Consider the following 24735-nt stretch of genomic DNA (forward strand, 5'->3'; position numbering starts at 1 on the left):
TCGCATGCCCGAAGAACTCCGCCGACAGGTGATCGCGGAACTCTATCGACAAGCTGACGAGCTAGATTGGGATGGCCTCAGTCCGGCCGACCGGTCCGCAGCGTACGCCCGCTGGCTCGGCGCCCCTGAGATCGGAGGTATCCTTGATACATACATGACCCGCGACCGAGCCCGCATCTGGATTAAAGACACCCCCATGAAGCACTACACCCGGGCGCGAAGCGGTATCGGACCATACGCCAGCCTCGCAGCGAGTAAATTGCCCGGCGCCGAAGCGCTGGCGCGGCTCGCGTTTGGTCCCGCATGGATCCCCGATGACCGCACACTTAGGGAAAAGCCTAACCGGTGCCTGCTTCGACGCGGTGCCTCGGAAATCGACATGATTTGGGGTCCACCGCGAACCTTCCCAGCCCTCATTTGGGCTGGGCTGAACGGCCTCATCGACAACGCGCCAGACCCCAACATTGTTGTCGTCACCAAGCAGGGCGAGCGGCTGACCGCCGGCCAAATCGAGCGTCACCGAGTCCTTGGCCAACGCGTGGGTGTCGTCGTTCATCATGTGTCTGTCAGTGTGGTGCCAGGCGATGGTGCGGCGCGGTCATGACGCGAACCCCAGAGGTCACGAGCCGCATCATGGCGGCTATACCCAACCGCGACACCAAGCCGGAACTGGTTTTGCGTTCGGCGCTCTGGCGGAGGGGCCTGCGATACCGACTACGTACCAAACTCCTCGGCAAACCAGACATCGTCTTCTCGGCCCAGCGCGTCGCGATATTCGTAGACGGGGACTTCTGGCACGGAAACGCGTGGCGAGCCCGCGGAATGGCTAGCTTCGACGCACAATTTGAACGAATGAGAAATTCGGAGTTCTGGCGTGCGAAGATTCTTGCGAACATGCGCCGAGATGAGGAGGTCAACGAACGCCTGGCCGCCGACGGTTGGACCGTCTATCGAGTCTTCGAATCAAGACTCGCCCAGGAAATCGAAATGGTCGTCCTGGAAATCGAGTCACTTGTCCGACCCGAGGCGCAACAGCGGACGGTGGGAAAAGGCCAAGAAAACAATAACGGGGGAGCGTATGCCACGGTCTGTTGAACTTTTCGCCGGCGGGGGCGGGATGGCCCTGGGTATGCTTAACGCAGGCTTCGAGCACGATCAACTCGTGGAATTTTACGGGCCCGCCTGTGAAGTTCTACGTATGAATGCGGAGAAAACCCCTTCTCTTTGGAAGAGGGAAGGGGTTCGCGAAATGGATGTACGCGACTGGCTTAAGGAAAAGGAAACACTTGCATTTTCTGGTGTTGACCTGGTCGCGGGCGGCCCTCCCTGCCAGCCCTTCTCCATTGGGGCCGGTGAACGCGCCGATCATGCCGATAGCCGTAACATGTTCCCCGCTGCAGCCTCCGCCATCGACTTGCTGCAACCGAAGCTCTTCGTCTTCGAAAACGTGCCCGGGCTTCTGCGCGAAAGCTTTTTGCCGTACTACAACTACACCGTGGACCGACTAAAGCGGCCGTCTATTAGGCCGAAGGATGGCGAAGAATGGGTCGATCATCACGAGCGGATAAAGCGTGCGCGGAGACCCATCGAGTATCATGTCCACCGAGAGATTATCGATGCTGCGGATCTGGGTGTTCCGCAGACGCGCAAGCGGGTCTTCCTTATTGGCATCCGGGCCGACATTTCCGGTAGTGATGAATGGAAGCCACTCGAATTCACCCATAGTCGGGCCGCGCTGCTTCATGCCCAATGGATAACCGGCAGCTACTGGGAAAAGCGTAACCTGCTCAAGCCGGATATGCCGCTGCGGCTGACCAATCAGATCAAGGAGCTCCGCCGTAAAGGCGACGTGCCCACAGGAGCCCCATGGCGGACTACCCGCGACGCCATCGCAGGCCTTCCTGAGCCGATTGACCGCGAGCCCGCCAAGGGCTTTTTAAACCACGTAGGAATTCCGGGTGCCCGCACTTACCGGGGCCACACTGGAGGATGGATCGACTGGCCGGCGAAGACCATCAAAGCCGGAGTTCATGGCGTCTGCGGCGGAGAAGCCATGATCCGATTTCTCGACGGCGAGGTTCGCTACCTTACGGTACGAGAAGCGGCTCGCGTCCAATCTTTCCCAGACACCTACGAACTTCCCGAGAAGCGCAGTGTCGCCATGCGAGTCGTCGGGAACGCGGTCGCCGTGACTGTCGCCGAGACCATCGGCCACCGGCTCGCGGCATTGCTGACTCGGGCGAGCCTTGGTACGGAATCGGACGGACTGGCTGGAGGTTGACGTGCTCGAAGCCGCAGGCCAACCTTCCGCCAGGCCGCAGACAGTTCGTGTGGGTAACCGGCAATTCCTCATGCGTAGGTGGGACGTCGGCGGCTCGGCGAGATCTCCTTCGCCAAAACGTCAAACGTGGGCGCGTGCTCCCAGCCGGGCCGGAGCTTGGTGACTTTTCGCCAACCCCAGCTCCGATAGGCGGTTTGGGCTGGGGTGTTGTCCGGGTCAGCCAGGAGAGTGGCCCGTTCCTCGGCACGCCCAGCGAGTAGCTCGTCGTGCAGCGACTTGGCGATCCCTCGGCGACGCCAGTCAGGGGCCACCATCAGCTCGCTGATGGCGAACGTCCGCTTTCCGTCCTCGTCTGTGAATCCGGCCGGGACGGGCTTGTGGATGCCATCCCACCAGCGGGTTTCGGCGGGTAGCGGGAAGCCGTAGATGTAACCGACCAACTCCCCGTCGACCGTGGCCGTGACGAGGTCCCAGCCGTCGCGCTGCATGTGGCCGGCAAGCTGGTGGCGGTACCGGGCCTCGCTGTGGAACTCGCCGCCGTCCGCGTACACGGTCAGGTAGAGCCCAACGAGCCGGTCGATGAGTCCGCCTGCCTCTTCAGCCGTGTGGTGCCGCAGCTCCAAACCTTCGGTCATCCGCGCACCGCCTGGTCGTACGCCTCAACGAACTTCCGAGTTGCAGCGGTAGACCGCTGGGGCTGCCCCAGGTCGGACCGGATTTGCGCGAGATGGAGAGTCACCCGCCCCGAACTCACCTGACCAAGTTCAGGCAGCAGGCTCATCGCCGTGTGCGCAGCCTCGTCGAGGTTGCCCTGCCTGTAGGCGGCGCTGGCGAGCTGGACCGAGTAGTAGATCTGATTGCGGCGCAGAACGGATGAGGGGTTCTCCGTAACGGCCCGGAAGGCGTCGGCGGCGTGCTGGGGCCTGCCCAGTGCAAGGTAGGCGAGGCCCTCGATGCCCTTGACCTCCTGCGCGGTGACGAAGTGAAGAAACGGCATGTCGTCCTCACGGGTACCACGTTCGAACTCGCGTTGAGCCCTGCTCATGGCCCGGTGGAAACCGCTCATTTCGCGCAGGGTGGCGTACGTGCTCGCAGCGCGCAGGTGCAGCAGTGTGACCAGTCGTGGGGTGCCCCACCCGGCGGAGGACCGGAGTGCCGCTTCGACGGCGTGCAGCGCCTCACCCGGCCGGGTCTGACAGGTCAGCAGCGCGAGGTACGCGAATGCGCGTACCTCCATCCGTGGGTCGTCGCAGAAGCGGGCCCTGGTGATGGCGTCATTGAGGTAGGCCCTGGCTTCCGCGCGGCGGTTCGCGTCGACGGTGAGCCAGGCGGTTTCTATGGCCAGGTCGGCAAGGGTGGCCTGGAGGGCTTCGCCGACGCCCCGACTGTAGGTGGCCTTCGCAGCCCATTCCGACAGCTGGGCGTGTACCCGGATGGCGATGTCGCAGAGCTGGTTGGCGCCCACTGCCGCGTCGGCGCGACGGAACTCGTCCACCAGCGAGCTGACCGCGCGCACATGTTCCATGCCGATGTTCCGGGCCGCCTCGCCAGGCGCGGCGAGCATGCCGAGGGAACCGGTCGCGGCGATGCCCGCGAGTGCGGCGAGGGCATGGAACTGTCGGCGGTCCGTGGTGCCACCTCCTTGGTTCGGTGCCGAAGCGGCAGCATCGGTCAGCGCCGGCAGGGCCGTAAGTGCGGCCCGTTCCACCGATACGGCATCGTGCCGTGCCATCTTGATCGGCCGACCGGGAAGGCTGAACCACAGGAAGCGGGGCGGGACCCGAAGCACCTGTGCCCAGTGGGCCAGCCGATCCATGTGCATGATCGGTGGTCCGTTCTCCACACGGCTCAGCTGTGCCTGCGTGATGCCCAGCCACCCCGCCACCACAGTCTGCGGCAGCGGCTGTCGCCCGTGGTAGGGATGGCACCGGTACGCCCGGATGACCCGCCCGAGATGCCGCGACGCCAGCGCCCGTCGCACCGGCTCGTGTTCCCAGAAGCTCGCCGGCACCACCGGCGGCGTGCTGAGCCTGTCCCGTTCGGCGGCCTGGCACGGTGCGCAGCGCCCGCTGTCGTTGTCGCGGGCCAGTCGCGCGCCACACCGGGGGCAGTTCGCGTGTGTCACCGGCAACCTCGCCATGCGCAGGTGGCTCCGTCCGTCTCGCCTCGTCGAGCCTATCCATTGAAGCCACTCCGTGGAGGTCCGATATACGCAGCACGTATATCGATGATGCTCGCGCCGTCATCCGCCGCCGGGCAGCCGATCCGCAGTCTGGGCGCAGACCCGCTACGGAAGGAGCGCCATGCTGCTCACCGTCGACAAGACCCGCACTGGCCGAAGCCTCGTACCGGACGAGCTGTTCGACCGGCTGACCACCCGCATCGCCCACGACCACCCTGAGCTGGCCCCGGACCTGCCGGCCAGGATCATGGACCAGGCGCTGGCGTTCCTCGGCGCGTGTGCCGTCACCGCCGAACCGATCGGGCCGACCGATCTGGTGGACATCGGTTGGCACACGTTCATCCTCCACACCCACGACTACGCCGAGTTCTGCGACCGCGTCGCCGGCCGTTTCATCCACCACCAGCCCGAGCCCGTTCCGGACGACAACCGCCCGTCCGCCCCTGAGCCGATCGGCACCCCGATCTCCCGGACGGTCGCCGCGATCACCGCCGCCGGCTTCGCTCTCGACGCGCCGCTCTGGGCCGCGCAGGCTGCCGACTGCAATTCGAAGTGCAACCAGTGCCACGCCGGCTGCCACGACAGCCCCCGAGGATAGGCCGGTTGACCAGCGGTCCCGGGCATAGACTGCCCGGGACCGCACGCCGCCGGAAGGCCCACCACATGCCACGCCGTCACTGGGAGGAGCTTCCCGACGGGGTACGGCGTGACGTCGAGCAGCACACCGGCCCGATCCGCTCCGTGAGCACGATCCCGACCGGCGCCGCCAGCGACGTTGCCGTCACCCTCGACACCGCCGTTGGTCCCGTCTTCTGCAAAGGCGGTGAGGTCGACGGACGGTTCGGCTGGCTCTACCGCAACGAGGCCCGAGTCAATCCGTGGCTGCCCACGGTGGCACCCCGTCTGCTCTGGACCGTCGAGCGCGACGGCTGGCTGCTCCTGGGGTTCGAACACGCCGCCGGCCGTCATCCCGACCTGGCCCCGGGTTCACCAGATCTGACCCCGCTGGCGGTCCTTCTCGGTGGCCTGGGACGGCAGCTCACGCCGTGCCCTCCCGTCGCCGTGCCACCCTTCGCCGACCGCTGGCGCACTCTCATAGCCCCCGAGCTGGTCGACGGCGACACCCTCCTGCACACCGACATGACGCCCCGGAACTTCCTGATCGAGACCGGATCAGATGGTGATGTGAGGGAGATACGGACCGTCCGGCTCGTCGACTGGTCCGGGCCCGCTTGCGGTGCCGCCTGGATCGACACCGCACTCCTGCTACTGCGTCTGATCCGCGCCGGCCACGACCCGGCCGCCGCCGAGGAGTGGGGCCGGCAGGTGCCGGCCTTCGCCGAGGCTCCCGAGCCTGCGGTGACGGCCTTCGCCGACGCCCTGGTCGTGCTCTGGCAGCGCAAGCAGCAGGCGGCTCCGGCACCCCACCACGGTCCGCTTCTCGACGCCGCCCGCCGCTGGGCCGCCCACCGGTCATGCCCGCATGGACGGGGCAGCCCGACAGCGTCGGCAGCGTAGAGGGCAGGCGCTGCAAACGCGCCGGCCAGGCCGATGACCGCAACGGCACAGGGCGCTCTACGTCCTGCATTGGGTCAGCCGGTTCGCACGCATGAGACCCGCCCGGCACCTGGAGTGCCAGGCGTGGGCCGATGAGTGAGCAGCCGTATGCGCACCGTGTATCGCCACCACGATCATCGCCGCATACCGAGTGCCGCGGCCGACGGTGAAGGTCGACGCATGGCCCGGGGCGGGTGCTGGCTCCGGAACTGCGTCGACCCGAACGACACAGCTCCGCTCCCGCCCGCCCCGGCGCCACTCCACCCGTTAATAGGGGGCCCTTCCTCTACCGGATCCGTTAACAAGGGCACCCTCCTTACACGTTCGGAGCCGGCATGCCCACCCTGCTCGACGACTTCCCGGTCCTCACCCCCGTCACCGACGAGGATCTCGCCATCGCCGTACGAGCGGTGCGCACCTACGCGCCCGAGAGCTGGCCGGAGGGCGAGCTGTGCCGCAGCGAGCGCGTCCCGTACCCCTGCCGCCTCGCCCGTTGGGGCCGGGCCACCTTGGAAGCCGCCGGCCTCACCGAAGCCCAGGCCGAGCAGGGTGGCTGGGCATGACCGGGCAGGAGGCGGTCGGGCAGTGGCTGCGGCTGGTGGTGGCGGACGTTGAGCTGTCGCCGTATCTCATCGGGGTCGACCTGGACCGGCTCGGCGCGCACCTGGCGGCGAGCCTCGCCGCGGCCCTCGACGGCCAGCCGGCCCCGGACCCGTGGCGCGGGCTCGGCCTGTCGGAGGCGCAGCACCGGCGGATCGTCGACTACCTGGCGGGCGTCCTGTGGGCGCTCGGCCTGCCGGACGACCGGGTCGCCCGCGTGCGGCGCGCCTTCGCCGGCGAGGTGGGCGCGTGAACCTCACCGCCGCGTGGGAGGCAGCCGTCGACAAGGGCGCCGACGACTTCTGGTGCACGCTGGAGGACAGCCGCCCCGGGCTGCTCCCCGAACGGGACGCGCCGCTGCTCTTCGCCGCGCTCGGCCGCCTGACCAGCAGCGGCGACGACCCTGCCGGGCGGGCGGCGCTGCTGACGGTGCTCGGCCGCGCGTACCGCCGGCACGGCCTGCTGCCGCACGAGGCCGCCATCGGCGAAGCGCTGCTCGCCGCCGTCGCCCGGCAGGCCCGCCCACTGTGGACGCCGCCGCTCGCCGCAGAGTGGGAGCGCGCCGGCCGCCGCGCCGCCGAGGCCGTGCGCGACGCCGCCGCCCGCGCCGGCGACGGGCCGGCGTGGTGGCCCGCCGAGGTGATCGACCGCGACCGGCCGTGCGACACCGTCGCGATCCTGACCGTACGCCCCTGGCGTCGCCTGCCCCACCGGCCCGGCCAGGCGGTCCCGGCCTGCACGCCGCGCCGGCCCGGCCGCTGGCGCTGGCTCTCCCCGGCCAACGCCCCGCGCCCCGACGGCACCGTCGAGCTGCACGTCCGCGCCCTCGCCGCCGGCACCGTCTCCCACAGCCTCGTCCACGACGTACGCCCCGGCGAACAGCTCTGGCTCGGCCCGCCGCGCGACACCGGCCTCTGCCTGGACCTGCCCCTGCGGAGAGATCTGCTGCTCGTCGCCGGTGGCACCGGCCTGGCGCCGCTGCGCGCCCTGGTCGAGCAGGTCGCCGCCGCGCCGGACGGTCGGCGGGTCACCCTGGTCGTCGGCGTCCGCAGCTTCGCGGACCTCTACGACGCGATCGCCCTCGACAAACTTGAGCATGCCCACGACTGGCTGACCGTCGTGCCCGCCTTCAGCCACGACCCCTGCGCCGAGCCGGCCGAGCAGGGCGACGCCCTCACCATCGCCCTCGACCACCATCGTCCCGACCACGACGTGTACGTCTGCGGCCCGCCGCCGATGCTCGCCGGCGCGCGGCTGCGGCTGCTCGCCGTCGGGGTGCCCGCCGACCGCATCCACCTGCCGTCGGCGATGGTGCCGTGATGGCCGTCTACCGTAGCCGGCACGCCCAGCCCGGCCCGCTGACGCCGGACCGGATCCTCGGCGTCGCGCTGCCGCGCACGTCGCTCTGCCGGCGCGGCTACCGGGTCGACGAGGTCGACGCCCTGCTGCACCGCCTCGCGCACGAGCTGCGCGACCGCACCCGTCAGCTCGACCTCACCCGGGCGGAGAACCATCGCATCAAGGAGGCGCTCCGCACCTGGCAGGGCCAGCACGCCGAGGAGCGCTCCCGGGCACGGCAGGCCGCCCGGTGAACGGTCGCCGTCCGGGCTTTACGGCCGCCTCGGCTTCGTGACGACCATCGGAGCAGTGTGTCGGCCGTCGATGAGGTTGGCCGGTCCTCAGTGGAGGACGGCGACGCCGCCCGGTCGGGTCATGAGCGTGAAGATCATTAGGATCGGCGCCGTGATGATCAAACGACGGCTCCCAGCGGTCCTGATAGGACTGCTGGTCGCCTTCCCGGCACTGGGCGTGCCTCCCGCTCACGCCGCCGAGCCCGAGACCGCACCGGTCGAACCGCCCAAGGTGGAGCTCGTGCTGGACGTGAGTGGTTCCATGCGCGCCAAGGACATCGACGGCCGAGCCCGTATCGAGGTTGCGCAGGAGGCGTTCAACGACGTCGTGGACGCGCTGCCCGAGACGACGGATCTCGGCATCCGTGTCCTCGGCGCCACCTACGGTGGCGACGACAAGAAAGTCGGCTGCCAGGACACCCAGCAGCTCGTACCGGTTGGCCCGGTCGACCGGGTGAAGGCCAAGAACGCCATCGCCACGCTGCGCCCGACCGGCTTCACCCCGGTCGGGTTGGCCCTGCGCGAGGCGGCCAAGGACCTCGGCACCGGCGAGACCACCCGACGTATCGTGCTCATTACCGACGGCGAGGACACCTGCGCGCCGCCGGACCCCTGCGAGGTGGCCCGGGAACTGGCCGCCCAGGGCACCCACCTGGTGGTCGACACGCTCGGCCTCATCCCTGACGAGAAGGTACGTAAGCAGCTCGTCTGCATCGCCTCGGCCACCGGCGGGACCTACACCTCGGCGCAGAGCAAGGACGACCTGACCCGGCGGATCAAGCAGATCGTGGAACGGGCCAAGGACACCCACGCCAAGACGCCGGCGAAGGTGACCGGCACCGACGTCTGTGCCGAGGCGCCCGTGCTCACCCCCGGTGTCTACACCGACCGGGAGCGGTTCGAGGAGCACCGGTGGTACCGGATTCCGGTCCAGCCAGGGCAGGAGCTGCGGGCCTCGGTGAGCATCGGCCTGGACCGGCCGTTGAACCGGGACTATGGCGTACTGCTGCGGGCCACCGCCACCGACGGGCGGGAACTGGTCCGAGGCAACGACGCTGGCAGTGGTCGTACCGATGTGCTGTCGACCGGCCTGCGCTGGTCGGCGGCGGCGGCGGACGACGACGAGGAGAGTGAGGACGACGACAAGGGCGGCATCTTCACGAACTCGACCGACAAGGCTCCCGAGCCCACCGTCGTCTGCCTGGTGGTCAGCAACTCCTTCTCCGCCAAGGCTGGTGCCGGTCAGGCTCCGGGCATGCCGCTCGAACTGACCATCGACTTGGTCGACGCGTCGCCAGCCCCCAATAGTCCAGGTCTCGGCCGGGGCTGGGCGCTGTTGGGTGTACTGACCCTCGCGGGTCTGCTCAGCGGGTTGATCGTTGGTTGGCTGACCCGTTGGTGGGTAGCGGTCTGGAGGACCCGATGACGATGCGGAAGGCTCCGGCCCTGATCTCGGCCCGCCGGGCGGCGGTGGTGCTTGCCATCACCGGTGTCGCCATCGCGCTGCCGGCCGCCGCCAGCGCGGAGACGCCCACCCCGTCACCGGGGGCCGCCACCATCAACAAGGCCGGCACCTCGTTCCTCACCGCCGCCGGGATCAGTCCCGGCCAGCCGGTACGGGTCGGTGCCTCCGTGGGCGACTACCTGTACTGGTCGTTCACGGCTGCGGCGGGGGATACGCATCACGTGGCGGCCACCGTGTCGCTGCCTGCTGCGGCGAGCCGACACGGCGACTCCACCTGGACGGTCGAGGTCTTCGACGGGCTGCGCCGCCGGCAGGCCTGTGTCGCAGGGGCGCAGACGCCGGTGGCGTCGAAGAGCGCCGCCAGCATCGAACTCGACTGCGAGCTACGCCAGGTGCGTTCGTGGGCCGAGCCGTGGTCGGGGGATCCGCTGCCGGGCACCTACTACGTCCGGCTGTCCGGCACCGAGTTGCCGGAGCAGGAGTTGGGCCTGCCGATCGAGGTGAGCCTGCTGGTCGGGGTGGAGTCCGACGGCGACACCAAGCCGGAGGGCGGCGAGCTGAAGGAGCCCCTGGTCCCGGCGGTGAACCCGGGCAAGGTGCTCGTCGACGATCCGACCGCCAGTACGCCGGACCCGGCGGCGGCCGGTGAGGAGGAGGACGGCTGGTTCGACTGGGTTCGGTGGCCGAGCCTGTCGTCCCGCTGGTACTGGACCATCGGGGGCGGCATCCTGGCCGCCGTCGCGGGTGTGGTCGGTTTCGCCCTGACCCGGCCCCGCCGGCGCGTCGGCTGACCATACGAGATCAACGATGACGGCAGTGCGGGCATGACCCGCCTCGGACGATCAGAAGGCGTGCGGAGCCTCGATGGTCATCTGAACGGGTCATGCCTGCCTCGGCTGCCGGGTCGATGAGTTCGACGCCCTGCCGCACCGCCTCACCCACGCGCTGCGCGACCGCATCCGCCAACTCGACCCACCCGCGCCGGGAACCGCGTCAAGGTCCACGGCTGGCTGATGATCGTGCCGGCGGGGCGGGCGGCGCCGGTAGGGTCTGCCGTCATGCGGATGGTCTACACCTCGGCACCCCCCGACGTCTTCTATCCGGCGCGGGAGCGGCTGCTGCGCAAGCTCGACCGGTGGGCCCGCAAGCGCCGCCGGCCGATCGACCTGTTCGTCATCGAGGAACTGCTCGAGCACCGATGGTCGGCCGGTGACGGGCTTCTCGGGCGGTGGCAGCCCGAGGACCTGGAGGAGACGCTGCTCGACTGGTTTCCCCGCAGGGTGACGTTGCCACCTGACGAGTGGGCCGAGGTCGTGCCGAGCATGGTTGCCCTCGTCGACTTCCTCTTCGAGCAGGATCTCGCCGACCGGCGCTGCGCCGACCGGCACCTGCTGCACGGCCTCCTGGACAAGATCGCCGCTCCGTTCGAGGACGCGATGGCGGACCAGAGCCGGTACGGGCTCGCGAAATTCTGGACCATGCGAATGCTCGCCGAGGGCGTCGACCCGACGGACCAGGTGGCCGCCGAGCGGTTCATCGCCGACCTGCACGCGGGCCGCATCGCCGTCAACCAGGCGGTGCTGAACCGTGTAATGGCCAACCACCTGCACGCCGAGGACTCTGACCGGCACCCGCCGCTACCGCTGGTGGCCGTGCCCGACGACGACACGCTCCGCGAGTTGGCCGCCGGGTCGGTGACCGTACGCCGGCTGGAGGAGCTGGTGCGGTGGCTCGGGGACGGGCGGACGCTGACCACGACGGGCAGACTGCGGCTGTCCGACGCGCGGGAACTGGTCGTGTTGCTCGACACCGGCGACGTCGTCGACCCTGTGATCGGCGACCGGATGTTCAAGACCCGCAGCAGCGACGAGCTGTACGGGCTCGCCGTGCTGGTCGCCTGGGCCCGGGCAACCCGCGTCGTACGTGTGGTGAAGGGCCAGCTGGTGCCGGTCAAGAGCGCGGCGAAGACGCTGGCCGACCCACTCGCGCTGGCCCGGCGGGCCTTCGACGGGCTGTTCGAGCTCGGCAAGGCGGTCTGCGGCAGCGGGTGGGCGGAGTCGGTCCTGCGGTGGCGGTTCGACGATGCTGTGTTCGCCGTGATGATGGCGTTGCTCTTCGCGCGAAAGCCGATGCCGGTCGACGAGCTGCGCCAGCTCGCCTACCAGGTGGCCTGCGACGAGCTGGGGTTCGAGCCCGGCACCGAGGAGCAGGAGCGGGGCTGGCGTCAGCTCGCCGACAACGACACCGACCGTCTGATCGACCAGCTCGCCAGGCTCGGCGCGGTCGAGAAGGACGGCGACGTCGTCGGGTTGACCGCCCTGGGCGTCGGTCTGCTCGCCGGGCACCTGCGCGAACAGGGCGTGGCCGTGCCAACCCTCGACCAGTTGCTGGAGGAGGTCGCGGAGGTCGTCGTGGCCACCGCCACCAGCAGCCCGGCAGAAACCGCCGCCGTCCTCATGCGCGCCTGGTGCGCGCGTAACTCCGCCACCGCCTCGGCGGAGCTGCGGGCACTGGCCAAGCGCACCGACGACCCCGAACACCGTCGGCTCGCCCTGTCGTATGCCTGATGCCGTACGCGGGGTCGGGTGAGTGATCGGCCGTATACGCCCTGCAACTCGCGCGGCAGAGTAGGCGTGGCGGCCCGGCGGCCCTCAGTCCGCTGCGGGGCGGGTCGTCGTCTTGCGCTCGGGCACCCGGATGAGGTCCGTGTCGATGCCTGGTCGCCGGGGGACGTAGAACCAGCCCTCATCGGTGTCCGGGTCGTAGTGCAGAACGATGTTCTCCCTCGCGAGCCGCTTGAGCCAGGCGTCCAGCTTGACTCTGTCCTCCTCGCGCAGCTGCTTGCCGGCGCGGCGGCGCGCTTCGGTGCGCAACATCCGGATCGGGAAGAGCCACCGGTGCTCGTCCTTGAGAAGCCACGGGATCAGGTCGTCGTCGCGGGTCGTCCGCCGCTGGAGCCCTCGCCGTCGGCGGAAGTTTCCCCAGAGCGAGGGTACGGTCTCGATGCCGTACTTGCGGCGGTACTCCTCCACCATCCACTGGTAGCTTCGCCCCTCCTCGAACCATCGCAGGACCTCTTGCTCATTCTGGATCTTGCTAGCGGGCATCCCGATTCGTTCGACTTTCTTCCTGGCTGGGCGCGCCAGCTGATCAACAACCTGCGGGAAGAGTGAACATCCGGGTGGTCGACACGTCAACCGCTGTCAGTAGGCTGCGGTGCAGCATCGGCGGCATGAACAGGAACGGTTGTGAAAGTCACCATCACTGTGTGTGACGTTTGTCAGGACAGGCAGCGTGAGGCCAAGACGTACGAGGTCGTGTCGGAGGGCCGGACTGCGGAAACCGACCGCTGCGCGGAGCATGCGGCTCCGTTCGAGGCGCTGTTGGCAGTGACCGAGCCGCGTCCCGGGCGACGCCGGTACCAGGCCACCACGATGGAAGAGATTGAGGCGCGCAAGGCGAGCCAGGTTGGCCTCCGCTCGCGGGCTTGAGTAAGCGGCTCATGACGCCTCGGCGTTCATTGCCACCCGCGCCTGCCGCGCGTCTGGTCACTTCCGCCAGGCGGGGGCCATCCGCTCGGACATCTCGTGCCAGAAGGTCCGCAGGTCGTCCCGGTTGACCGCCTGCCAGTCCGCCCGCCCCGGCGAGCGGAACCAGCGCCCGACGAGGTCGATCTGGTGGGCGCAGAACGCCTCGTCCATCTGGTACGGCAGCTCGTCGCCCTTCGGCGGCAGCGGGCACAGCCGGAACGGGCAGTCGTCGATGCAGGTGGAGCCCGGCTGGACGTCGTGGGCCTGGCGGCGGCTGAGGGTGACCCGCATGGCGGTGCGGTCGATGGTGAGGCACGGGGGCAGGTCGGCGCGGCTGGCCCGGCTGAGCCGGCGCGCCCGCTCGTCGTTGTCCCGGCCCCGGTCGGCGAGGTTGAGCAGCAGCATCACGTCGGCCAGCAGCCGTTGGGCCCGCGGTTCCAGGACGGCCCAGCCGTGCGACGGCGGCAGCCAGGAGTCCTGGAGTCGGCGGATGCCCGGCTGTGGGCTGACCGCCCCCACCCGGCCGACGATCTCCCGCTCGTCCACCCAGCAGTGGCGCTCGGGGTGGCGGTCGATGAGCGCCTCGACGCAGAGGTCCGCGACCTCGAGGACGAGCGGGTGGGCCGTGCCGCTGCCGGGCTGCGGGGCGCGGTGCCCGCCGCCCGCGATCGAGGTCCAGAAGGCGACCAGCCCGCGCGGGTCCGAGCCGTGGCCCCGTTCGTGCAGTGTCTCGCCGGGGTCGCGGGGCAGGGCCAGCAGGGTGAGCGCCTGGATGAGCACCAGGTGGGAGTACCAGAACCGGGAGTGCCGCAGCGCCTTCTCGGCCTCCTCGATGAGCAGGCTGCGGTGCGCCGGGTACGTGCGGCAGTTGGCGGCGAGCCGGAACCCCTGGGCGAGGGTGAGCTCGTAGACGCGGGCCCCGTCGGAGGCGTCGGTGGCCAGGCGGTGCACCCAGCGGCGCAGGGCCTCCCGGGCGGCGTGCTGCCAGTGGGGTTCGCCGGGGGCGTGCGCGCCGTCGGCGTAGAGGAACAGCGACGGCGCGATCCAGGTCCGCAGCTCCTCCAGGCGCTCCCGGCCCGTGGGGTCGGCCGCCTGCGGCGGCTCGTGGAGCAGGTCGCGCAGCGCGCGGACGGCCGCGTTGCCGCCGCTGGCGATCTCGCGGGCCGCGGCGAGCCGGGGGAGGTAGGACGTTTCGTCGGCCATCATCTGGAACAGCTGCCGGTACTGCGGCGTGGGCTGCCGCGACCGGAGTCCGGTGGGCTCGGGTGGCCGGTCCGCGAGTTGCCGGGCGGCGTCGCCGTACCGGTGCACGAGGGCGATCTTGGCGTCTTCGAGGGGGCGGTCGGTGACGGACCCGTCCCCCTGGTAGCGGGGCCAGGCGTGGCGGATGGCGTCGGCCAGTTGCCGGTGCGCGGGGTGCCCGGTGGCGGCGTCCATCTCCAGGGCGACCGCGAACATCTCCAGCGCCCGGGTGCGGTTGCGCGTCGCGGCGGCCTCGTCGCGGAGCCGGCGCACGAGCGCGATCGACCGGTGCCGGGTGGCCTTTTCGTCCCGGCCGCTGGTGGGCAGGCCGACGGTCCGCCTGGCGGTGTCGGCGAGACGGGTCAGGTCGGCTCGCCGGAAGTGGTTGCTGCGCCGCCCGTCCAGTCGTTCGAACGCGCCCGCGCTGCGGGTGTGCAGGGTGAGGGCGGACAGCAGTTCCCGCCCCGGGCCGTGGTTGCGGGTGAAGGCATGCGCGAGGAAGCCGTCGTCGCGCATGGCGGCGGTGAGGAAGCGCGAGCCGAGGTACGCCTGGATCACCCCGTGCTGGAAACGCACCCCGTCCTGCCGCTTCACCACGATGTTCAGCGCGTCCCCGGTGGTCTCGGCGAGCCCGATGTCCTGCGGGTTGTCGGCGCTGAGCTTGTGCAGCCGGGCTCTCAGCTCGGTCAGGATCCACCGCCGGCCGGCGTCGGTCGCGGCGTCGCCGCCGGTGAGTTCCGTCGTACGCACCGACAGCCGGTTGTTGCGCAACCCGATGCAGGCGAGGGCGGAGAGCACCTCGATCGCGTCGGAGCGTTCCGTCTGCGGCATGCCGTAGTCCTCGTACAGGTCGCCGGCGACGGTGGCGTCACACCACTCCTCCAGCAGGCTCCAGCGCAGTGCCGACCTGCCGGGGCCCGCCGGCTCGACCCGGTCGAGGCGGTCGACCTCGTGGAGCTGCCCGATGACCCGCAGGTAGAACGGTGAGTCGGCGACGTCGGCGGCCTTGACCAGCGCGGTGATGCGGTCCCACCGGTGCCCGGCGTCCGAACGGCGGCTGTGGGCCCGCACGTACTCGAGGGCGGCACCCTGGGAGAGCGGTTCCAGTTGCAGCAGCAGCGCGTCCAGGCCGCGCAGCGGGTCGTCGGGCCGCGACGCGACCACCAGGGGGAGGCGTTCGCGGACGGCGCCCCGGACGGCCTCCCGGAGCACGCTGTCCCGGTCGGCGGGCTGGGCGGCGTCGGCGAGGACCTCCTCCAGGCCGTCGGCGAGCACCACGATCCGGTTGTCCAGCCAGAGCCGCCGCCACATCCGGTCCGCCTCGCCGGCGGCGTGCAGCCGGGTGTCGATGGTGCGCTGGAACTGTTCGAGGGCGAGCTGGTGGAAGTTCAGCTTCTCCGGATCGGTGACCGCCCGCAGGTCGATCCCGATCGGCACGACGTCGGTGGCCATCAGCATCTCCGCGAGGCGTGCCAGGGTGGCCGTCTTGCCGGTGCCGATGCCGCCCACCAGCAGCAGCGGGCGCCGGGTCGTCTCGTCGCGGAGCCGCTGCATCATCAGTTCACACAGCTCGTCGCGGCCGACGACGTTGCTCGGGTCGAGGTCCCGTTCGGCGGTGGGCAGCAGCATGCGGCTGTTGCGCAGGACGTTGCGCCGGTACCAGCGACGGACCGGCACGTACCGCCAGAAGAGGAAGAGCGCCAGGCCCAGCGCCGCGACCATGGGGGGCTTGACGAAGCCCTCCACCTGGCCGCAGTAGTACGACCTCGGCGGTTCGCCCGCGCACCACGCCGACACCCGGAGGAAGCCGGGCTCGGTGTCGAGGATCATCAGGACCAGGGAGAGGGCGGTCCACGCCAGGAACACCCCGGCGATGGCGATGATCGCCCACCGCAGCCCGCGGTGGTGCCGCCAGCTCATCCGGTGGTCGCCGCGTTCGTCCGTACGCCGGCGGCGGTGCCGTTCCGCCTGGCGTTCCCGTCGGGTGCGCCACCGACGCCGCCGCTGGCGCAACCACAGCTGGGCCGCCCAGACCGGACCACGTTTCGGCCCGTGCATGGACACCCCCATGATCGACATGGTCGGCTACGGACGGCGGTGCCGGCCTCCACTCCACGCCAACGCTAGTGCCGTCGCGGCAGGCCAGTGCCCGGTTCCGGCATTCCCGCGCCGGCCCCCTCGGCCCCGGTCCTCGCCCGCCGTCGGTCGTCTGGCGTAAGGTCCCGTTGACCTCGTTGGGGGAGGTGCAGACGATGCGTGCCGGGTTGGAGATGCCGCCCGCGGTCGAGGCGGAGCGGGTCATCACGGCCGTGCTGGCCGACCTGCGCTCCGGCGAGCACCGGGGCGTCGTGGTCGATTCCCCGCCCGGGGCCGGCAAGTCGACCCTGGTGGTGCGCGCGGCCGTCGAGCTGGCCGCCGCCGGCGAGCCGCTGATCATCGTCGCGCAGACCAACGAGCAGGTCGACGACCTCATCGACCGTCTGGCCCGCAAGGCGCCCGAGCTGCGCATCGGCCGGCTCTCCGCCGCCGACTACAAGCCGTCCGAGCGGGTGCGCGGCCACGAGACGGTCCGGGTCGCCGCGAAGGTCGCCGACCTCGGCGGCCCGGCCGTCATCATCGGTACGGCCGCCAAGTGGGCCACGGTCGCGGAGGGCTCCTGGCCGTGGGCGATCGTGGACGAGGCGTACCAGATGCGCTCGGACGCCCTGCTGCGCGTGGCCGGCAGGTTCGAGCGGGCGCTGTTCGTCGGCGATCCCGGTCAGCTCGACCCGTTCTCGACGGTGGAGACGGCGCGCTGGACGGGGCTGACCTGGGATCCGATGCAGTCGGCGGTGGCGGTGCTGCTGCGGCACAACCCGGAGCTGCCGGTGCACCGGCTGCCGGTGTCGTGGCGGCTGCCCGCCTCGGCGGCCCCGGTGGTGGCGGCGGCGTTCTACCCGTTCACCGGGTTCCGCGCCGGCACGTCCGCGCCCGACCGGGCCCTGTCCTTCACCGAGGCGGGGCCGGGGGACGCGCTGGACGGGGTGGTGGACCTGGCGGCGTCCACCGGCTGGGCGCTGCACGAGCTGCCGGCCCGGCACACGCTGCGTACCGATGCGGAGGCCGCCTCGGCCTGTGCGGCGCTGGCGCTGCGCGTGTTGCGGCGCGGCGCGGTCGCCGTCTCCGAGCACGCGCCGACCGGCGCGCCGGTCACGGCGGACCGGATCGCCGTCGGGGCCGCCCACCGCGACCAGGTCGCGGCCATCCGCGCGCACCTCGGCGAGGCCGGAGCCGGCATCACCGTCGACACCGCCAACCGCCTCCAGGGCCGGGAGTACGACGTGACGATCGTGCTGCACCCGCTGTCGGGGCGGCGGGACGCGACGGCGTTCCACCTGGAGTCGGGGCGACTCTGCGTGCTGACGTCCCGGCACCGGCACGCGTGCATCGTCGTGGCGCGCGCCGGGATCGGCGAACTGCTGGACGCCCATCCGTCCACCGAGATCGTGCACCTCGACGTGCCGGTGAAGTTCCCGGACGGCTGGGAGGCGAACCAGACGATCCTGACGCTCCTGGCCGGCGTGGCGACCCTGGCGGGCGCCCGCAGCGGGTCGGGGAGCCGCGCCGCCCGGTGACGAGGACCAGACGATCCGAGGCCGGCCCGGAGCCCCGGATACGGGAGGGAACGTGCGGGCCGCAAGGTGCCGACGGGCGATAACTTTCAAAATGGCCGTTGTCAACATGGTGCGCAATCTCTGTCAAAACATTGATGGTGATCAGCGCCTGGCGCTTCCTATCCTGACCATGGCGCCACCCGCCGCCACAGCCCGACCTGCGGCCTGCCGGCCCACCTGACCGGCGGACCTTCGCTCGTCTCCTGCGCGCCCCACATCGCGAGGTGTCGAATGGTCAGTGCACTCTGTTTCCGCGCCGCACTCGCGGCGGTGCTCGCCTGCGTCCTGTTGGTGGTGACGACGCCGGCACCGGCGTGGGCTGCCGTACGCGACCGGGCCGCCGCCCGCGAGGAACTGCGGCGATACCTGTCCGCCCATCCCGGCGGCACCCCGATCAACGACAACGAGATCAGCTACGGCGGGGGTGCGCTCGTCGTCACCCTCCGCGCCCCGGTGGGAACGTATGGCATGGCCGACTGCCCCCTGGGCTGGTTCTGCTTCTACGAATGGCCCAACTACGGCTACCCCCGGGGCCGCCTCTCCGACTGCGGCCGGCAGAGTCTCTTCACCTGGCAGTGGCAGTACCGCGTCGAGTCGGCCCACTACAACCTCGGCAGCGGGTCCGTCTCGTTCTACTACTACGGCACCCGCCTGTTCGACGTCGGCGCGGCGAACCGCGTCCGCAGCGACGCGTACCCCTACCGGAACTGGGCCAACTACGTCGAGCGCCGCTGCGGTTGACGTACCCCGCCACGTGCCGCCGGGCTCAGCGGCAGCTCGGGCCGGAGACCGTGTCGGTGCGACCGCGCCTCAGGAAGAGCTGATGGCCCAGGACGGCGTCGTCGGCCACCCGGGTCGTCTCGTGGCTGAGCAGCTCGCCGCTCCCGGGGTCGAACAGCAGCGTCTCCCGGCGGCCGTGCCGGTCGTCGGCGCTGAACGCCAGGCCCGGCCGGCCGGCGCGGTCCGGGTAGGCGCCCCGTGCCTCGATGCCCGGCGTGTCGGCGAGGTGGTGCAGCAGCGCCGACCGCTCCGCCGCGCCGAGCTGGTGGTAGCGGTTCAGCCTCGCGACCACCTGGAGCGTGCCGGCGGCGTCGCGCTGCTCCGGGGGCAGGGCGCCCAACTGCTGCGCGAACTGCTCGCGCAGGTCGGCCGGGTCGGCCGACGGTCGCGGGGGCACCTCGGTCAGGTCGCCCTCGCCGTAGCGCACCACCGACGGGTCCGTCGACCGCCGCCCGTCGATGACCGGGGTGACGATCCGGCGGCCGGCCAGGCGGGAGTTCCACCACAACTGCTCGTCGCGGTAGGTGCGCGGGTCGTCGGTGCCGGGCGCCAGGTCCTTCGGCGACCAGGCCCGCAGGCAGACGAAGGTGTACGACCCTTCGCCGGGCGGCTCCACCAGCCCCGCGACCGACTGTGCGAGGTCGTTCAACGGCCGCCGAGCGCCGGCGTTCGCCGTCCCGGCGGGCGACGTCGGGGGGTCCTCCGGCGGCGGTGGGTGGGGCGACTCCCGGCGGCCGAAGACCGACGGTGGGTTCGCGGTGAGGGTCGGTACGAGGACCACGCCGAGCGCGACCGCCACCCCGAGCAGGACGCCGACCCGCGCCGGCACCCGGACGGCCGGGCGCGCCGGGGCGGCCGGGACGCGCTCCCCGCGCGGGGCGGGGCGGGTACGGGGCACCCGCCGGCCGGCGGGCGTGACGAGGTGGCGCGGCGCCGGCCTGCTGCGGAACAGCCGGGGTCCGGTGGAGGGCGGGCGCGTATGCGGCGCGGACGCGTTGTCGCCGACCGGTCGGGAGTGGAACGCCGGCCGGTTGCCGCCGCCGTCGGGCCGCAGCGGCAGGGCCGGGTCCGTACCGAGTCGGGGCACCGGGGCGGGGCCGGCGCCGTGCCAGCCGACCGGCCCGTCCCCGGTCGGCGGCGCCCCGGAGAGCGTCGCGTGCGGCGGCGGCCACGCCACGTCCACCTGCGTACGGGCCACTGGGCCGCGGCTGTTGGGCTGGCCCGGGCGTGGTCCCGGCGGCTCGTAGCGGGACCGGTGGCCGTTGTCCAGCGCCAGGATCGGCGCCGGCTCGTTCCGGTCGGCCGTCGTCGACGGGGTACGTGCCAGGGGCGGCTCGATGAGCGGACGGAACTCGCGCCGGTGCGCCTCCAACGCCCACGCCGCCAGCATGAAACACCACCGCCGGGCCGCCCGCGGGACGTCGTCGTAGGTGCAGCACGTCAGCGCCTGGCACAACAGGGAGAGCAGGTACTGGGCGCGCCACTCGGAGACCCAGTTGTCCGTCCGGGCGAACGCGTCGCCCACCTCGTGCCCGGCCTGCACCAACTCGGCGAGCATCGGGGGCAGCCGTAGCGGACGCCGGGTGGTCGGGAAGACGAGGTGGCGGGTCAGGGCCTCCGCCTGGTCGGATGGCAGGTCCGCGACGTGCCGCAGCACCGTGGTCAGCACCAGGGTGACCGGGTCCCGGGTCAGCGGCGCGGCGTCCTCGAACGTGTCGAGGTCCACGAGGCGGAAGGCGCCGGGCGCGAGCCGTTTCTCCGCGTCCCTCGGCACGAGGATGTTGCCGCCGTGCAGGTCCCCGTGGGCGTTGCCGTACAGGTAGTCCATCTCGGCGGTGCCGAACGGCGAGCCGGTCTCGAGCGTCTGGAGTGGATGGGGCAGCACCAGCTCGCCGTCGTTGAGCGTCAGCCAGCGCGTCTCCGGGCCGGGGAGGTCGAGGTCACGGATCGCGTCGTGGATGCCGTCCAGCGCGTCGAGAGCGGCGAGTTCCCGCTGGACGTACTCGGCGACCCTGGCGTCCGCGGTCTGCTGCCCACCGCTGTTCCAGTCGTTGAGGACGCGGTCGCACACGGTGCGGATGACGGGGACGATCTCCTCGTCGTCGAGGTCGTGCAGCGTCACCATGTCGTCCGCGCCGTTGGCGACCTCCTGGAACATCAGGTAGCGCCCGTCGGCCAGTGGGTGCGGGGGATAGGGCTGGCGAACGAGGTGACGCTGGGCGAAGCCGGGGGAGGACCTCACCGCGCGTTCGTGCCGCCCGGGTTCCCGCCGGGCGGCGCCGGCGGCCGGCAGCACCTTGACCAGTAGCTTCCGTCCGGTGAAGCGCCCCGGGCCGCCGGGCAGCTTCAGGATGATCGTGAACAGCAGCGCTGGCGTGTATCCGCGGGCGTGGCGGGGCCGGCGGGGGCGGTGCACGGTGCCGCCCAGGTGGCTGGCCCAGTCCCGCAGCCCAGCCGCGACTGTCGTATCCGGCGCGTAGCTTCCGAGGTCGTCGAGACCGTCGCCCATGTCCGTCGTTGGACCTTCCACGAGGAGTGAAAGAGGGGGTGGGACGAGCGGGGTGGATCGTCCGAAGGGCAATGCGCTGGTGAGCGCGGAGGCAAAGTTACCTCAACTTTCGGGCGAACGGGGCGACACTCGGCGCTCCGCCATGTACTTACCCAAAGGTAACCGCTAGATCGCCTTCAGCCTCGCATCCCGCACGGTCGGTCACATCTAGACCGCTGGATATAGAATCGGTCACCCGACTGGGAGGCCGCGATGACGGAGAGCAACGATTCCCTGCTCAAGCGCCAGATCCAGCCCGAGATGATGGCCCTCCTGCGGGCGATGTCGGTCTGCCACGCCCGCGCCCAGCGGCTCGACAACCTGCGGATGGGGCTCTCGGTCGCCCTCGGGGTGGCGGGGGCGGCGGTGGCCTTCACCGGCGTGTCGGGCGCCGCCGTCACCGCGGTGGGCGCGCTCTGGGCGCTGGTGAACGCGGTCGGTCTCGCCTCCTGGTCGCGCGGCCAGATCCGGCGCGCCGCCGTCCTTCAGGAGATGTTCGACGTACGCCTCTTCGGTCTGCCCTGGAACGCCGTGGCCGCGGGCGACGAGCTCGGCGCGGAGGAGGTGAGCCGGTTGGAGCGGGCCTTCCGGGGCGACGAGAAGTACCTCCGCGACTACTACGAGATCCCGCCCCTGCCCCACCCGTACGACGTGCTGGCCTGCCAGCAGCAGAACCTCGGCTGGGGCGCCCGGCTGCGCCGCCGCTACGCGTACGCCGTGCTTGCCGGCGTCAGCGCGTGGACGGCTGCCGGCGTCGTGTTCGCGGCGGTGACCGGGCTGACGGTCTCCGATCTGCTGACGCGGTGGTTCGTCCCGTCGCTGGGCGCCCTGTTCCTCGGTCTGGAGATCTACCGCGGGCAACGGGACATCGCGGCCGAGCGCGACCGCGCGCTGTCCATCGTGCAGCGTCACATCGTCACGGCCGTCCCCCGCGGCGACACCGCCACGGCGAGCCGCGAGTCGCTGGTCCTCGCCCGGCAGGTCCAGGACCTCATCTTCCAGACCAGGCAGGTGCAGGCCCGGGTGCCCGACTGGTTCTTCCGGCGGTACCACCCGAGCGACCGCGCCGACTTCCAGGCCGCCATGGCCGGCCTCGCCGAGCTGCTGAATGCCCGCGGCCCGGTCCCGCGACCGGAATGACCCGTCCGCGCCAACCCGGTCGCCGGCCGGCGGACCCGCCCGACGAGGGGCGCACCCGCCGGCCGCGTCGGCGATCGGGTCGGGACGCTGGGCGGGGATGGCTGCGGGGCGGTGGGTCCGGCGCTAGGCGGTGGTGGGGAGGTTGAACCGGACGCCGGTCGCCTGTTCGGACAGGTCCCACAGGCGGCGACCGGTCTCGGCGTCGGTCGCCGCGGGGGACAACCGCACCTGCGTCGGTCCGCCGCGCAGTTCGGCAAGGCCGTCCGGCCCGATGAACTGGCCGCCCCGCACGGTCGGGTCGGTCGCCGCGTACAACTGTGGCAACGCGCCCACGGCCGGGGCCTGGGCCAACAACGGGTTGCCGAGGCGGCCGAGCACGACCCGCCACGGGCCGACCGGCGCGCTCGTCTGGAGGTTGGTGGCGGTGTAGCCCGGGTGGGCGAGCACGCTGCGGACCGGGCTGCCCGCGGCGGTCAGCCTGTGGTGCAGTTCCCACCCGAAGACGGCGTTGGCGAGCTTGGACTGGTTGTAGAAGGCCATGGGCGAGTAGCCGTGCTCGCCGGTGAGGTCGTCGAACCGGAGCCGCCCCTGCCGGTGGTTGATCGAACTCACCGTGACCACGCGGGGGTCGCGTCCGGCGGTCAGCAGGTCGAGCAGCAACCCGGTGAGCGCGAAGTGGCCGAGGTGGTTGCAGGCGAACTGCAGCTCGTGGCCCTGGGCGCTCAGCGACCGGGGTGGCGCCATCACGCCGGCGTTGTTGACGAGCACGTCCAGGCGCGGATGGTCGGCGCGCAGCTGGTCGGCGAAGGCGCGGACCGAGTCGAGGTCGACCAGGTCGAGGCGGCGTACGTCGAGGCTCGCGTCGGGGTGCTCGGCGGCGATCTGCGTGACCGCCCGGCGGCCCTTCTCCTCGTCGCGTACCGCGAGGATGACGTGTCCGCCCCGGCGGGCGAGCGCCCGGGTGGTGGCCAGGCCGAGGCCGCTGTTGGCCCCGGTGACGACGAAAATCCGGCCGGTCTGGTCCGGCATCCGCTCGGCGGTCCAGCGATTCCGCATCATGCGGCACAGCATCGCCGCATATGGCACTCAGTGTCAATAGAGAGCCAGGGTGCCGCCAGTGTCATCGCCTATCATTGGCGGGTGAGCAAACACCCGGAAGTGACCATGGCGCAGCGCAAGCGTCAGCTCGTCGCGGACGAGCTGACCGAAGCGGCGCTTCAGCTGCTGGCGCTGAAGGGGTTCGACGTGGTCACCATCGACGAGATCGCGGCGACCGCCGGCGTGTCCCGGCGCACCTTCTTCCGCTACTTCGCGTCGAAGGAGGATGTCGTCGTCCAGTTCCTGACCGGGATGGGCTCCGACATCGGCGCGGAGCTGGCGGCCCGTCCCGCTGCCGAGCGACCGTCCGTCGCGCTGCGGCACGCCGTCTGGGTGCCGATCGCCGCGTGCGCCGACCACCCGGACAGGGCGCTGCGCGTGGTCCAGCTGATCCTGCGTACTCCCGCGCTGCTCGCACGCTTCCTGGAACGCCAGGCGCAGTGGCGCGACGACCTGGCGGCGGTGCTGGAGAGCCGCCTGGGGCTCGACCCGGGCACCGACCTGTACCCGCAGCTCGCCGCCGGCATGGCGCTGAGCGCGTTCGACACCGTGCTGCAACGCTGGAGCGACAACGACGGCGCCGAAGACCCCGCCGACCTCACCGACCGGGCCTTCGCCGTCATGGCGCCGGCGCTGGACGCCGTCGAACGGCGAGCCGCCGGCGCACCCGCGTCGTCATAGGAGCCGGCGGGTCCACCTCGGTCAGCGGCCCGGGGGCTGGTATTCGATTCGCTCGCGGGTCGCCTCGTCGATCTCTTCGGCGGTCAGGATCGGGGTGACACGCGTGTCCACCCCGCCCGCCGCCCGGATGTCGATGGCCAGCGCGGCGGCGGTCTTGTGGTCGGGCAGATCGCACACCACGTAGGTGTCGTCCGCGCCGAACCCGAAGTACATCGACTCCATCCGCCCGCCGGCACCCTCGACCATCTTTCGGACGACCTCGACACGTTTGCTGCCGCCGTCGGCGGTGAGCCCCTTGATCCCGTCGAACGTGTAGGTCGACTTCAACAGGAACTTGCCCACGCGCC

24 protein-coding genes are annotated in these 24735 nt (G+C 71.1%); 17 read left to right on the forward strand and 7 right to left on the reverse strand.

The window, feature by feature from the left end; genetic code table 11:
• Positions 1–4 precede the first annotated feature (4 nt).
• Genes ACGF5G_RS04700 through ACGF5G_RS04710 form a run of 3 tightly spaced genes read left to right on the forward strand, consistent with a single transcriptional unit; the run spans position 5 to position 2281 of the window.
• The gene (locus tag ACGF5G_RS04700) at positions 5–604 is read left to right on the forward strand and encodes a hypothetical protein (protein ID WP_393258979.1); all 600 of its coding nucleotides are present in this window, start codon (positions 5–7) and stop codon (positions 602–604) included.
• Positions 601–1095, forward strand: coding sequence for a very short patch repair endonuclease (locus ACGF5G_RS04705; protein WP_393258980.1), 495 nt, complete (start codon positions 601–603; stop codon positions 1093–1095). The genes ACGF5G_RS04700 and ACGF5G_RS04705 overlap by 4 nt, the downstream gene beginning before the upstream one ends.
• Positions 1096–1129: 34 nt before the next feature.
• Positions 1130–2281, forward strand: a complete 1152-nt coding sequence (locus ACGF5G_RS04710; RefSeq protein ID WP_393259224.1) for a DNA cytosine methyltransferase — start codon at positions 1130–1132, stop codon at positions 2279–2281.
• A 68-nt stretch (positions 2282–2349) separates the two neighbouring features.
• On the opposite strand, the gene ACGF5G_RS04715 is transcribed toward ACGF5G_RS04710, so the two are convergent.
• Both ACGF5G_RS04715 and ACGF5G_RS04720 read right to left on the reverse strand, forming a co-directional pair.
• Entirely contained in the window at positions 2350–2916 is a 567-nt protein-coding gene (locus ACGF5G_RS04715; RefSeq protein ID WP_393258982.1) for a GNAT family N-acetyltransferase, read from the reverse strand.
• Positions 2913–4406 (reverse strand): hypothetical protein, encoded by a 1494-nt coding sequence (locus ACGF5G_RS04720; protein ID WP_393258984.1) that lies wholly within the window; start codon positions 4404–4406, stop codon positions 2913–2915. The genes ACGF5G_RS04715 and ACGF5G_RS04720 overlap by 4 nt, the downstream gene beginning before the upstream one ends.
• Positions 4407–4584: 178 nt before the next feature.
• Here ACGF5G_RS04720 and ACGF5G_RS04725 point away from each other — a divergent pair, with 178 nt between their 5' ends.
• From ACGF5G_RS04725 to ACGF5G_RS04765, 9 genes are all read left to right on the forward strand, one after another.
• The gene (locus tag ACGF5G_RS04725; protein ID WP_393258986.1) at positions 4585–5061 is read left to right on the forward strand and encodes a glycine-rich domain-containing protein; all 477 of its coding nucleotides are present in this window, start codon (positions 4585–4587) and stop codon (positions 5059–5061) included.
• 65 nt (positions 5062–5126) lie between these two features.
• Positions 5127–5981 (forward strand): hypothetical protein, encoded by an 855-nt coding sequence (locus ACGF5G_RS04730; protein ID WP_393258987.1) that lies wholly within the window; start codon positions 5127–5129, stop codon positions 5979–5981.
• Between the two features lie 374 nt (positions 5982–6355).
• Positions 6356–6583, forward strand: a complete 228-nt coding sequence (locus tag ACGF5G_RS04735) for a hypothetical protein (RefSeq protein ID WP_393258989.1) — start codon at positions 6356–6358, stop codon at positions 6581–6583.
• On the forward strand, positions 6580–6873 hold the full coding sequence (locus tag ACGF5G_RS04740) for a hypothetical protein (RefSeq protein ID WP_393258990.1): 294 nt from the start codon (positions 6580–6582) through the stop codon (positions 6871–6873). The genes ACGF5G_RS04735 and ACGF5G_RS04740 overlap by 4 nt, the downstream gene beginning before the upstream one ends.
• On the forward strand, positions 6870–7940 hold the full coding sequence (locus ACGF5G_RS04745) for an FAD-binding oxidoreductase (RefSeq protein WP_393258991.1): 1071 nt from the start codon (positions 6870–6872) through the stop codon (positions 7938–7940). The genes ACGF5G_RS04740 and ACGF5G_RS04745 overlap by 4 nt, the downstream gene beginning before the upstream one ends.
• The gene (locus tag ACGF5G_RS04750; RefSeq protein WP_393258992.1) at positions 7940–8212 is read left to right on the forward strand and encodes a DivIVA domain-containing protein; all 273 of its coding nucleotides are present in this window, start codon (positions 7940–7942) and stop codon (positions 8210–8212) included. Before ACGF5G_RS04745 ends, ACGF5G_RS04750 begins: the two co-directional genes overlap by 1 nt.
• Positions 8213–8366: 154 nt before the next feature.
• On the forward strand, positions 8367–9677 hold the full coding sequence (locus ACGF5G_RS04755; RefSeq protein ID WP_393259226.1) for a VWA domain-containing protein: 1311 nt from the start codon (positions 8367–8369) through the stop codon (positions 9675–9677).
• The gene (locus ACGF5G_RS04760; protein ID WP_393258993.1) at positions 9674–10507 is read left to right on the forward strand and encodes a peptidase; all 834 of its coding nucleotides are present in this window, start codon (positions 9674–9676) and stop codon (positions 10505–10507) included. Before ACGF5G_RS04755 ends, ACGF5G_RS04760 begins: the two co-directional genes overlap by 4 nt.
• Positions 10508–10774: 267 nt before the next feature.
• Positions 10775–12283, forward strand: coding sequence for a hypothetical protein (locus tag ACGF5G_RS04765; protein WP_393258994.1), 1509 nt, complete (start codon positions 10775–10777; stop codon positions 12281–12283).
• Positions 12284–12367: 84 nt separating this feature from the next.
• Here the strand turns inward: ACGF5G_RS04765 and ACGF5G_RS04770 are convergent, their stop codons facing one another.
• Positions 12368–12823, reverse strand: coding sequence for a hypothetical protein (locus tag ACGF5G_RS04770; RefSeq protein ID WP_393258995.1), 456 nt, complete (start codon positions 12821–12823; stop codon positions 12368–12370).
• A gap of 141 nt (positions 12824–12964) precedes the next feature.
• On the opposite strand from ACGF5G_RS04770, the gene ACGF5G_RS04775 reads away from it, so the two are divergent.
• Positions 12965–13207, forward strand: a complete 243-nt coding sequence (locus tag ACGF5G_RS04775) for a hypothetical protein (protein WP_393258997.1) — start codon at positions 12965–12967, stop codon at positions 13205–13207.
• A 57-nt stretch (positions 13208–13264) separates the two neighbouring features.
• Here the strand turns inward: ACGF5G_RS04775 and ACGF5G_RS04780 are convergent, their stop codons facing one another.
• Positions 13265–16558, reverse strand: coding sequence for an NACHT domain-containing protein (locus tag ACGF5G_RS04780; protein WP_393258998.1), 3294 nt, complete (start codon positions 16556–16558; stop codon positions 13265–13267).
• Between the two features lie 182 nt (positions 16559–16740).
• On the opposite strand from ACGF5G_RS04780, the gene ACGF5G_RS04785 reads away from it, so the two are divergent.
• Positions 16741–18102 (forward strand): AAA domain-containing protein, encoded by a 1362-nt coding sequence (locus tag ACGF5G_RS04785; RefSeq protein WP_393258999.1) that lies wholly within the window; start codon positions 16741–16743, stop codon positions 18100–18102.
• Between the two features lie 270 nt (positions 18103–18372).
• Complete coding sequence (locus ACGF5G_RS04790; protein ID WP_393259000.1) at positions 18373–18882, forward strand: peptidase inhibitor family I36 protein; 510 nt, start codon at positions 18373–18375, stop codon at positions 18880–18882.
• A 25-nt stretch (positions 18883–18907) separates the two neighbouring features.
• Here ACGF5G_RS04790 and ACGF5G_RS04795 read toward each other — a convergent pair whose 3' ends face one another.
• On the reverse strand, positions 18908–21430 hold the full coding sequence (locus ACGF5G_RS04795; protein WP_393259001.1) for a hypothetical protein: 2523 nt from the start codon (positions 21428–21430) through the stop codon (positions 18908–18910).
• A gap of 252 nt (positions 21431–21682) precedes the next feature.
• Between ACGF5G_RS04795 and ACGF5G_RS04800 the strand changes: the two genes are divergently transcribed.
• Positions 21683–22609 (forward strand): S-4TM family putative pore-forming effector, encoded by a 927-nt coding sequence (locus ACGF5G_RS04800; protein WP_393259002.1) that lies wholly within the window; start codon positions 21683–21685, stop codon positions 22607–22609.
• Positions 22610–22732: 123 nt separating this feature from the next.
• Here the strand turns inward: ACGF5G_RS04800 and ACGF5G_RS04805 are convergent, their stop codons facing one another.
• Entirely contained in the window at positions 22733–23668 is a 936-nt protein-coding gene (locus ACGF5G_RS04805; protein ID WP_393259003.1) for an oxidoreductase, read from the reverse strand.
• Positions 23669–23749: 81 nt separating this feature from the next.
• Between ACGF5G_RS04805 and ACGF5G_RS04810 the strand changes: the two genes are divergently transcribed.
• Complete coding sequence (locus ACGF5G_RS04810) at positions 23750–24388, forward strand: TetR family transcriptional regulator (RefSeq protein ID WP_393259004.1); 639 nt, start codon at positions 23750–23752, stop codon at positions 24386–24388.
• Positions 24389–24409: 21 nt separating this feature from the next.
• On the opposite strand, the gene ACGF5G_RS04815 is transcribed toward ACGF5G_RS04810, so the two are convergent.
• Positions 24410–24730 carry a GYD domain-containing protein gene (locus ACGF5G_RS04815; protein ID WP_393259005.1) on the reverse strand — a complete coding sequence of 107 codons (321 nt, stop codon included), beginning with the start codon at positions 24728–24730 and terminating at the stop codon, positions 24410–24412.
• Between the last annotated feature and the right edge of the window lie 5 nt (positions 24731–24735).

The sequence above is a fragment of the Micromonospora sp. NPDC047730 genome, assembly GCF_043204765.1.
Classification (GTDB): domain Bacteria; phylum Actinomycetota; class Actinomycetes; order Mycobacteriales; family Micromonosporaceae; genus Micromonospora.

Bases quoted from the DNA above. Each gene is read 5' to 3' on its own strand.
- ACGF5G_RS04795 (WP_393259001.1), bottom strand. From the start codon at position 21,430: ATGGGCGACGGTCTCGACGACCTCGGAAGCTACGCGCCGGATACGACA.
- ACGF5G_RS04760 (WP_393258993.1), top strand. From the start codon at position 9,674: ATGACGATGCGGAAGGCTCCGGCCCTGATCTCGGCCCGCCGGGCGGCG.
- ACGF5G_RS04750 (WP_393258992.1), top strand. From the start codon at position 7,940: ATGGCCGTCTACCGTAGCCGGCACGCCCAGCCCGGCCCGCTGACGCCG.
- ACGF5G_RS04730 (WP_393258987.1), top strand. From the start codon at position 5,127: ATGCCACGCCGTCACTGGGAGGAGCTTCCCGACGGGGTACGGCGTGAC.
- ACGF5G_RS04725 (WP_393258986.1), top strand. From the start codon at position 4,585: ATGCTGCTCACCGTCGACAAGACCCGCACTGGCCGAAGCCTCGTACCG.
- ACGF5G_RS04735 (WP_393258989.1), top strand. From the start codon at position 6,356: ATGCCCACCCTGCTCGACGACTTCCCGGTCCTCACCCCCGTCACCGAC.
- ACGF5G_RS04710 (WP_393259224.1), top strand. From the start codon at position 1,130: ATGCTTAACGCAGGCTTCGAGCACGATCAACTCGTGGAATTTTACGGG.
- ACGF5G_RS04805 (WP_393259003.1), bottom strand. From the start codon at position 23,668: ATGATGCGGAATCGCTGGACCGCCGAGCGGATGCCGGACCAGACCGGC.
- ACGF5G_RS04755 (WP_393259226.1), top strand. From the start codon at position 8,367: ATGATCAAACGACGGCTCCCAGCGGTCCTGATAGGACTGCTGGTCGCC.
- ACGF5G_RS04780 (WP_393258998.1), bottom strand. From the start codon at position 16,558: ATGGGGGTGTCCATGCACGGGCCGAAACGTGGTCCGGTCTGGGCGGCC.
- ACGF5G_RS04700 (WP_393258979.1), top strand. From the start codon at position 5: ATGCCCGAAGAACTCCGCCGACAGGTGATCGCGGAACTCTATCGACAA.
- ACGF5G_RS04770 (WP_393258995.1), bottom strand. From the start codon at position 12,823: ATGCCCGCTAGCAAGATCCAGAATGAGCAAGAGGTCCTGCGATGGTTC.
- ACGF5G_RS04800 (WP_393259002.1), top strand. From the start codon at position 21,683: ATGACGGAGAGCAACGATTCCCTGCTCAAGCGCCAGATCCAGCCCGAG.
- ACGF5G_RS04705 (WP_393258980.1), top strand. From the start codon at position 601: ATGACGCGAACCCCAGAGGTCACGAGCCGCATCATGGCGGCTATACCC.
- ACGF5G_RS04790 (WP_393259000.1), top strand. From the start codon at position 18,373: ATGGTCAGTGCACTCTGTTTCCGCGCCGCACTCGCGGCGGTGCTCGCC.
- ACGF5G_RS04785 (WP_393258999.1), top strand. From the start codon at position 16,741: ATGCGTGCCGGGTTGGAGATGCCGCCCGCGGTCGAGGCGGAGCGGGTC.
- ACGF5G_RS04765 (WP_393258994.1), top strand. From the start codon at position 10,775: ATGCGGATGGTCTACACCTCGGCACCCCCCGACGTCTTCTATCCGGCG.
- ACGF5G_RS04740 (WP_393258990.1), top strand. From the start codon at position 6,580: ATGACCGGGCAGGAGGCGGTCGGGCAGTGGCTGCGGCTGGTGGTGGCG.
- ACGF5G_RS04715 (WP_393258982.1), bottom strand. From the start codon at position 2,916: ATGACCGAAGGTTTGGAGCTGCGGCACCACACGGCTGAAGAGGCAGGC.